Raw genomic sequence first — 9,125 nt, forward strand, 5'->3', positions numbered from 1 at the left:
AGAGCTTTTTTAGTTGAATAAATGAACCCTAAGCTAGGTCTTGGTTACTGAAAAAGCTTCTAGTGGTATACTAAAAACGCCCCCCGAGGTATAGATTATTTAATGCTTTAAAAATACTAACAGTTTGCACATACAAATTGGAATGGTATCATATCGTATTTGTTTAGGGATTAGTCAGTAACAAAAGCCTCAGTCGCAGAGCCAGATACTGGGACAAAAATGATTATTTAATGTAGCGAAACTTGAAATGGTGTGTAATGGATGCATACACAAATAACGAACAGGGTCTTCCCTCTTATCATAAGAAGCAAGGTTTTTTGAAAAAACGTTCATTTAGCAGAGTGTGTGGGGGAGTAAACTGCTTGGCCCCTAACTCATGTGGAATTCTTCATACATGGGTATGGTCTTATCTTATTTGGTAGCACTAAAAGTAACGATGAAATTCGAACTTATTGCTTTCGATATTCTAAACAAGTAAGATGGATATAAGAGTTTCAGTTTAAAGGAGAATATTATGCCGAAGTTTATCCTGCTTTTTATTTTGATATTCAGTGCTCTAGAAATTACTGGTTTTATTTTAGTTGGAAATTTAATAGGCGTGTTCCCGACCTTACTACTAATCATTTTTACTAGCATTATAGGGGCATGGCTAGCCAAAAGAGAAGGCTTGCAAGCGATTCGTGTGGCGCAATTGCAAACCAGTCAAAGACAAATGCCTAGCTCAGCGCTATTGGATGGCCTTTGTATTTTATTAGGAGGATTAGCTCTTTTGGTACCGGGGTTTTTATCGGATATTGTGGGCTTTTTGTTGCTCATTCCATTTACAAGAACGTGGTTCAAAGCTTTATTAAAAAAACAATTAAATCGACTCATTCAAAAAGGAAATTTTGTCGTTATGCACAGGAGGTAACATTTTCTAACTAAAGAATTAGACAACAGGAAGGGACGCTGTCCATGTCTCAAGCATCTATATTTTTAATTTTATTATTACTCATAGCATTAGTCGCAAAAAATCAATCACTACTCGTGGCGGTCATTGTTCTATTAGCGATTAAATGGCTAGGTCTAGGTGATAAAGTATTTCCTCTACTACAAGATAAAGGGATTAATATAGGAGTTACCATTATAACGATTGCGGTATTAGTTCCTATTGCAACTGGACACATTGGATTTCAGGAGCTAGTTTCTACAGTTAAATCTCCCTATGCATGGATTGCGCTAATATCAGGTATTATAGTAGCAGTAATTGCTGCAAGTGGTCTTGATTTGTTGAGGGAGGATCCACACATTACAACCGCATTAGTTTTTGGGACGATTTTAGCTGTTGCCGTATTTAAAGGAGTCGCTGTTGGTCCTTTAATAGGGGCGGGGATTGCTTACCTCATTATGCAAATATTTTCCTTCTTTACTAAGCACGGAGGTTAAAAAAAGGGAGTTTGATTTGTTTAACAATCGGGTAATTATTTTTGTAAAGGATCATGCCTATAAGGTCGTAATCCTTTTTCATTTACTTATAGTTGTCCCTTATTCTGTCTTTAAATGACTAAAAAGGAACAGCTTTTTTGTTTACAATTTTTTTGTAAATATTGGAGTATTATAATTAGTTAAGTCGAAAACATTCACAAAAGTAAAAAAAATGTTTATAATGGGGGATGGAGAAATCCTACCTACATAATCATTTCTAATTTTTTTACTTTGGAAATGTAAGCATTTACTAATAGGCTTCTCATGTGATGATTTTAGGGGATAAAGGAGAGATAATTGTGAGTACAACTCGTGGATTAGAAGGTATTGTCGCGACAACTTCAAGCGTAAGCTCAATCATTGATAATGTTTTAACCTATCAAGGTTATGAGATTGATGATTTAGCTGAGCATGCTAGCTTTGAAGAGGTAGTTTTTTTACTATGGAATGGTCGTTTGCCAAAAGAGTCTGAATTAGAAAACTTGAAGGCACAGCTCGCCGAGCATAGTGATATTCCAAGTGAAATCATCGAGCAAATGAAGAGCTATCCATTAAATAGTATTCATCCGATGGCCGCATTAAGAACAGCGATTTCAAGTCTAGGATTATATGATGCAGAAGCTGATGTAATGGAGGAAGAAGCAAATCAATTAAAGGCGATTAAGCTACAAGCTAAAATCCCAACAATTGTAACAACGTTTTCGCGCTTGCGTGAAGGAAAAGAACCGGTTTCGCCTCGTAAAGATTTGGGATTTGCAGCGAATTTCCTATATATGTTAACTGGAGAAGAGCCAGAAGAAATTTCTGTGAATGCCTTTAACAAAGCGCTTGTTCTTCACGCAGATCACGAATTAAACGCTTCGACTTTTACTGCTCGCGTTTGTGTTGCAACGTTATCTGATGTTTATTCTGGAATAACAGCAGCCATTGGTGCTTTAAAAGGACCACTGCATGGTGGTGCAAATGAAGCGGTTATGAAAATGCTTAATGAGATTGGTTCCGTTGAGAACGTAGAGCCTTATATTCGTAAAGCGATTGATAATAAAGAAAAAATCATGGGATTTGGTCACCGCGTATACAAAAATGGAGACCCTCGTGCTAAGCATTTAAAAGAAATGTCGAAAAAGCTTACTGAAATTACAGGTGAGTCTAAGTGGTATGAAATGTCTGTCAAAATTGACGAACTATTCACATCAGAAAAAGGGATTTTACCAAACGTAGACTTTTACTCGGCTAGTGTTTACCACAGCTTAGGTATTGATCATGATTTATTTACACCTATTTTCGCAGTAAGTAGAACTTCTGGGTGGTTAGCTCATATTTTAGAGCAATATAGCAATAATCGTCTTATTCGTCCTCGTGCTGAATACAACGGTCCAGGAAAACAAGTCTATATACCATTAGAGAAGCGTTAAGTTGCCAGAAGGTATCAATGAATAAAGGCAGGAAAATAAAGATATTTAGTGACAATATTCTTTGTTTTTTGATAAGCTAAGTATGCACACTATATAAAGCAAGGTTAATTATTTGAGGAGGTTTTATCGAAATGTCAAACGGAGAAGTCATAAAAGTAAACAACGGAGTATTAGATGTACCAAACAATCCAATCGTTCCTTTCATTGAAGGAGACGGTACAGGTCCAGATATTTGGGCAGCTGCTTCTCGAGTTCTAGATGCAGCCGTTGAAAAAGCTTATAACGGAGAAAAGAAAATTGTATGGAAAGAAATTTTAGCTGGGGAAAAAGCCTTTAATGAAACAGGAAACTGGTTACCAGAGGAGACTTTAGATGCTGTTCGTAAATATATGATCGCAATCAAAGGTCCTTTAACGACTCCTGTTGGTGGTGGAATTCGTTCATTGAATGTAGCTTTACGTCAAGAGCTAGATTTATATGTATGTTTACGTCCGGTACGTTATTTTGAAGGTGTTCCTTCACCTGTCAAGCGTCCTGAAGATACAGATATGGTCATCTTCCGTGAAAACTCAGAAGATATTTATGCTGGTATTGAATATCAAGAAGGCTCAGATGAAGTGAAAAAGCTAATTGACTTCCTACAAAATGAACTAAATGTTTCAAAAATTCGTTTCCCTGAAACTTCTGGATTAGGGATCAAGCCAGTTTCTAAAGAAGGAACGGAACGTTTAGTAAAAGCGACTATTCAATATGCTTTAGATGAAGGTCGTAAAAGTGTAACGCTTGTTCATAAAGGTAATATCATGAAATTCACTGAAGGAGCCTTCAAAAATTGGGGCTATGAAGTAGCCGAAAAAGAATTCGGTGATAAAGTATTTACTTGGGCACAATATGATAAAATTGTAGAAGCTGAAGGTGTAGATGCAGCTAATAAAGCTCAAGATGAAGCGTTAGCATCTGGAAAAATTCTTGTAAAAGATTCAATCGCTGATATCTTCTTACAACAAATTCTAACTCGTCCAAAGGAATTTGATGTAGTGGCAACAATGAACCTAAATGGAGACTATATTTCTGATGCATTAGCTGCTCAAGTTGGTGGTATCGGAATTGCTCCTGGAGCTAATATTAATTATGATACTGGACATGCTATTTTTGAAGCAACTCATGGAACAGCTCCAAAATATGCAGGTCAAGATAAAGTAAACCCTTCTTCTGTTCTTTTATCAGGTGAGTTAATGCTTCGTCACTTAGGTTGGAATGAAGCAGCGGATTTAATCATGGCTTCAATGGATAAAACAATTGCTAGCAAAGTGGTAACGTATGACTTCGCACGCCTTATGGATGGGGCAACTGAAGTGAAATGCTCTGGTTTTGCTGATGAGTTAATTAAAAACCTATAATAGATGTATGAATACATGATTAAAAGCGTATGTGAGTGAAATCCATACGCTTTTCTTTCAACTATTGACAAAAAAGGTCTCTGAAAGTATGAGGAGTGAAGAAAAATGGCAATCAAACGTCGGAAAATTTCTGTAATAGGAGCAGGCTTTACAGGAGCAACTACTGCTATGATGGTTGCGCAAAAAGAGCTTGGTGATGTTGTTTTAGTCGATATTCCACAAATGGATGGACCAACCAAAGGAAAGGCACTTGATATGCTAGAATCCACACCGGTATTGGGGGTAGATTCTCGTATTATCGGCTCTTCTGATTATGAAAGTACAAGGGATTCAGATGTTGTGGTTATTACAGCTGGAATTGCAAGAAAGCCAGGCATGAGCCGTGATGACCTAGTGAGTACAAATGCTAAAATTATGAAAGCCGTTACGAGGGAAGTCGTTAAATATTCACCTGAGTGCTATATTATTGTATTAACAAACCCAGCCGATGCAATGACCTATACGGTTTATAAAGAATCAGGCTTTGAAAAGAATCGAGTCATTGGGCAATCAGGGGTTCTTGATACAGCAAGATTCCGCACTTTTATCGCAGAAGAGCTTTCTTTATCGGTAGAAGACATTACAGGATTTGTACTTGGGGGTCATGGAGATGACATGGTTCCGTTAATACGTTATTCCTTTGCCGGTGGCGTGCCGCTCACAAAGCTCATTTCAGAACAACGCTTGGAAGAAATAGTAGAAAGAACAAGAAAGGGTGGCGGAGAGATAGTCGGCTTATTAGGAAATGGTAGTGCTTATTATGCTCCAGCTGCTTCTTTAACGCAAATGGTCGAAGCTATCTTGAAGGATAAAAAAAGAGTCATACCAACTATTGCCTATTTAGAAGGTGAATATGGCTATGAGGATATTTATTTAGGAGTTCCTACCATTTTAGGTGGCGATGGTATTGAAAAGGTCATTGAACTAGATTTGTTAGAGGACGAAAAAGAGGCTTTAGACAAATCTGTAGAATCCGTTCGTACAGTTATGAGCGCATTACCAAAGTAATAAGCTCGTGCATCGAAATAACGACTAAGAGTGAGACATAACTTGTTTTTAAATCTCATAGCGAAATTTGAAATGAAGAGTAATCAATGGAAACACAAAAAAACCTCCTTTTTTGAAAAAAGGAGGTTTTTTTGAAAGGGTAAATTCCCTATGAAAGAAGTAAGCAGGACTCCAGTGGGAGGAAGAAAAAAATGTTTGTTTGGCACCCTTTCATTGAACAGGTATTGTCTTAAGGAAACGAATGGTCCCTGCACCTTACCTAATAGGTTTCTTAAACAATTGTTTTGTCCCTTTTTATAAATGTGGAATTAAATAGAATGAAGCTTTTTCATATATCCTGTCAGCTCACTTATTCTTTTGTTGTTTTTTTTGATATACTAGAATTAATAAAGAGATACAATAAAGAGATCATATTAGGGGAACCGTTCATTCAAATGGAGAAAAACGGGAGGAATGCATGATGTCACAACGCCTATTAGTGGTAGATGATGAGGAATCAATTGCAACATTATTACAATTTAATTTACAGCAATCCGGATATGAAGTAGATACTGCCCCTGACGGAGGGGAGGCATTTAAAATGGCTCAAGAAAATGAATATGATTTAATGATTCTTGATCTAATGCTTCCAGTCATGGACGGTTTAGAAGTATGTAAACAGTTACGTCAAAATAAAATTATGACGCCGATTTTGATGCTAACAGCAAAAGACGATGAGTTTGATAAAGTTCTTGGTCTAGAGCTTGGGGCAGATGATTATATGACCAAGCCTTTTAGTCCAAGAGAGGTAGTTGCGAGAGTAAGGGCGATTTTAAGAAGAGTCGTTTCGCAGCAATCAAGTGAAGAGCATAAAAAAAATAACCCTCAAACTGGAAAAATGGTTATAGGGGAAGTCGAAATTTTCCCTGAGAACTATGAAGTCTATTATAAAAATAAAGCCATTGATGTTACTCCAAAGGAATTCGAATTATTACTTTATTTAGCTAATCATAAGGGAAGAGTTTTAACGAGAGATCAATTATTAAATGCCGTGTGGAATTATGAATTTGTAGGTGATACAAGAATCGTTGATGTTCATATTAGCCATTTGAGGGAAAAAATTGAGCCAAATACAAAAAAACCAATTTATATAAAAACCATTCGTGGCTTAGGCTATAAGCTGGAAGAACCTATTAGCAATGTTTAAATTTCGATTTCGCCTAATGGCATCTGTTATGATTACAGTGCTTATTGTTTTGGCAGGTTTAGGAATAGTCATAGGGCAATTATTTAAAAGCTTTCATATGGAATATCTTACCGAGAGACTAGCGAATGATGCTGATTTAGTATCCTACTTAATCGAAGAGGATCATTTACTAGATGGCGACATTCAATCCTTTACAAAGGATGTAAGCAATGAGCTTGAAGTAAGAGTAACGATTATTCGCCCCGATGGTAATGTAATTGGGGAATCAGAGGGAAGTCCAGGTTCGATGGAGAACCATAGCGAGCGACCTGAAATTAGAGCGATCATCGATGGAGAGCTAGGAACTGAAATTCGATATAGTACTACGATTGGACAAGAGCTTCTTTATCATGCTGTCCCCATATTAGAAGGAGAAGAAGTCATAGGCTATGTTCGTCTTGGTCTTGCAACCGCCAATATTCATGAGATGAACAGAAGTATTTGGATGGTTTTAATTATAAGCTTTTCTCTTGCTGCTATTGTTATTTTTCTTATTACATTAAGAATTACGTCACAAATGATCCGCCCTATTGAAAATGTTACAGGTGTTGCAAATGAACTAGCAAAAGGGAATTTTAAAGCTAGGACACTAGAAGGAAATCAGGATGAAATCGGGCAATTAACGAAATCTGTTAATGTTTTGGCGCAAAACTTAGATCATATTACGAAGCGGCATCAGTTACAAAAGGAACGAATGGAAACCTTAATAGAAAACATGGGAAGCGGATTAATATTAATTAATATGCGTGGAGATATTTCACTCATTAATAAAACATGTCGCGATATATTTGAAGAGAACACAGATACTTGGGATCATCAGCTATACCATGAAAAGATTAAGCATAAGGAAATTATTAAAATCATACAAACGGTCTTTTTAACAGAAGAAAAGCAACGAAATCAGGTGACGATTGTCCATCAGCTAGAAACGAAATACTATGATGTGCAAGGGGCGCCGGTCATTAGTTACCGTGGCAGTCTAAAGGGAATTGCACTCGTTTTACATGATATAACAGAGCTTAAAAAACTAGAACAGGTAAGAAAAGATTTTGTTGCAAATGTTTCTCACGAACTAAAAACTCCAGTGACCTCTATTAAAGGCTTCAGCGAAACTCTATTGGATGGAGCTATGAATGATGAAGCTTTCCGAGAAAAGTTCTTGAGAATTATTTGGAAGGAAAGTGAAAGACTTCAAGGACTCATTCATGATTTATTAGAGTTATCAAAAATCGAGCAGAACTATTTTAAACTAAATATAACAAAAGTAAATTTAACGCAGGCCACGGAGGATGTTGTTGATTTATTAAAAAAGAAGGCTGATCAGAAAGATATTTCTTTAAATGTTCAAACGGAAGGTCATTGTGAAATAGCGGGGGATCAGGAAAGAATTAAACAAATTGCTATAAATTTAATTAACAACAGCATAACTTATACACCCTCTGGAGGGAAAATAGACATTATTATAAATGGAAAAGAAGATTCTGTGCAATGGGAAATCCATGACACAGGGATCGGTATAAGTGAAAAGGAAATACCACGAATTTTTGAACGCTTTTATCGAGTCGACCGGGCTAGAAGCCGAAATTCAGGTGGAACTGGTTTAGGGCTTGCGATTGTTAAGCATTTAGTTGAGGCTCATGATGCTAAAATTCAAGTTGAAAGTGTGGTAGGAGAAGGAACAAGCTTTATTCTTACCTTTTCTCGTGAGGCGAATCGTGGATTATGGAATGCCGACTATGGGAAAAAATGATAAGTATTTTAAAAAGAGGTTGAGATAATAAAGAAGTGCCTATTGCGAAATTTGAAATGATTTGTAATGGATAAATACAAAAATAACGATAGAACCCTCCTTTTTTCAAAAAAGGAGGGTTTTTTGAACGGGTAGATTCCCTATGAAAATCGTAGGTTAGCGGACACAAGACACGGAGACTCCGGTGGGAGGAAGTGGCCATAAATCCACTTTTAAAGAAAATTAGTTCAGCGCCACTTCATCGGACGCGAAGTTTCTTGGGAGAGCGAACAGTCGGGACAAACATGTGTGAAATGATTCATTCGTGAGGTATTGTCACGGCCTCTTTTTTATTATAAGATGATTATTTTTAAATTAACTTCTTGATTGAAACGGAAGGTAGTGACTCCCAAAGGAACAGCGCAGTCTGAAGATCCACTCTGGCGAAGCTCTGGATAGTCAGAGTTAGCTGAAGACAAGCCCTTGGGAAAGCATCTACCTAAAGTGAAAATCAAAAACCTAACCGTTCGGTTTTCTTAAAAGATAGAAATGATGTAGTGAGTTTAAGTGAAGTAAAAAATATGTCTTGAATGCTTGTGAATTTACATATTGATTGAAACGGWAGGTAGTGACTCCCAAAGGAACAGCGCAGTCTGAAGATCCACTCTGRCGAMGCTCTGGATAGTCAGAGTTAGCTGAAGRCAAGCCCTTGGGAAAGCATCTACCTAAAGTGAAAATCAAAAACCTAACCGTTCGGTTTTCTTAAAAGATAGAAATGACGTAGTGAGTTTAAGTGAAGTGAAAAATATGTCTTGAATGCTTGTGAATTTACATATTGATTGAAA

General features: G+C 36.9%; 7 protein-coding genes. All 7 read left to right on the plus strand.

Translation table 11 applies throughout. The features are described from left to right. The first annotated feature begins 514 nt into the window (after window positions 1-514). The 7 genes from AZF04_RS09505 to pnpS all read left to right on the plus strand — a co-directional run bounded on the left by AZF04_RS09505 (window position 515) and on the right by pnpS (window position 8,301). A complete protein-coding gene (locus AZF04_RS09505; RefSeq protein ID WP_061948510.1) occupies window positions 515-910 on the plus strand; it encodes an FxsA family protein in 396 nt (131 codons plus the stop codon). A gap of 44 nt (window positions 911-954) precedes the next feature. Continuing rightward, entirely contained in the window at window positions 955-1,425 is a 471-nt protein-coding gene (locus tag AZF04_RS09510) for a DUF441 domain-containing protein (RefSeq protein ID WP_045481160.1), read from the plus strand. 338 nt (window positions 1,426-1,763) lie between these two features. Beyond that, window positions 1,764-2,879 (plus strand): citrate synthase, encoded by a 1,116-nt coding sequence (gene citZ, locus AZF04_RS09515; protein ID WP_061948511.1) that lies wholly within the window; start codon window positions 1,764-1,766, stop codon window positions 2,877-2,879. Window positions 2,880-3,010: 131 nt separating this feature from the next. After that, window positions 3,011-4,279: an NADP-dependent isocitrate dehydrogenase gene (gene icd, locus AZF04_RS09520; protein WP_045481166.1), complete on the plus strand. Its 1,269-nt coding sequence runs from the start codon at window positions 3,011-3,013 to the stop codon at window positions 4,277-4,279. A gap of 105 nt (window positions 4,280-4,384) precedes the next feature. Further along, complete coding sequence (gene mdh, locus AZF04_RS09525; protein ID WP_061948512.1) at window positions 4,385-5,326, plus strand: malate dehydrogenase; 942 nt, start codon at window positions 4,385-4,387, stop codon at window positions 5,324-5,326. A 460-nt stretch (window positions 5,327-5,786) separates the two neighbouring features. Further along, window positions 5,787-6,512: a response regulator transcription factor gene (locus AZF04_RS09530; RefSeq protein ID WP_045481172.1), complete on the plus strand. Its 726-nt coding sequence runs from the start codon at window positions 5,787-5,789 to the stop codon at window positions 6,510-6,512. Continuing rightward, the gene (gene pnpS, locus AZF04_RS09535; RefSeq protein WP_061948513.1) at window positions 6,505-8,301 is read left to right on the plus strand and encodes a two-component system histidine kinase PnpS; all 1,797 of its coding nucleotides are present in this window, start codon (window positions 6,505-6,507) and stop codon (window positions 8,299-8,301) included. Before AZF04_RS09530 ends, pnpS begins: the two co-directional genes overlap by 8 nt. Window positions 8,302-9,125 lie beyond the last annotated feature (824 nt).

Source organism: Alkalihalobacillus trypoxylicola, assembly GCF_001590785.1.
Lineage (GTDB): Bacteria > Bacillota > Bacilli > Bacillales > Bacillaceae_D > Alkalihalobacillus > Alkalihalobacillus trypoxylicola.